The organism is Pseudomonas sp. SIMBA_067 (assembly GCF_046534675.1).
Lineage (GTDB): Bacteria > Pseudomonadota > Gammaproteobacteria > Pseudomonadales > Pseudomonadaceae > Aquipseudomonas > Aquipseudomonas putida.
In genome coordinates this window covers 1-241 of the sequence record NZ_JAWRYH010001212.1, presented here as the reverse complement: position 1 = coordinate 241, position 241 = coordinate 1, and the positions used below count along the sequence as shown (strand labels likewise).

Genomic DNA, 241 nt, shown 5'->3' with positions numbered 1-241 from the left:
ACGGCACGCGAACCCGTCTGATCAACCTGAGTTACAGCAAACCGTCGTGGGGCAGCAGCAGCGTGTACCTGTCGGCTAACCGCGAAGTGGGTGATAGCCAGTGGGCGGTGCAGGCGCAGCTGGTGATCCCGTTCGACCTGCACGGCACCCTGGCGTTGAGTATGGAGCAGAGCAAGGAAGGCGAGCGCCTGCAACGGGTCAACTACAGCCATGCGGTACCGGCCGGCGTCGGCGTTGGCTA

The 241-nt window shown here is 63.9% G+C and carries 1 pseudogene; it reads left to right on the top strand.

What is annotated here, in order from left to right:
* Positions 1-241: pseudogene (locus tag SB765_RS33140) on the top strand (fimbrial biogenesis outer membrane usher protein); the annotation flags it as partial.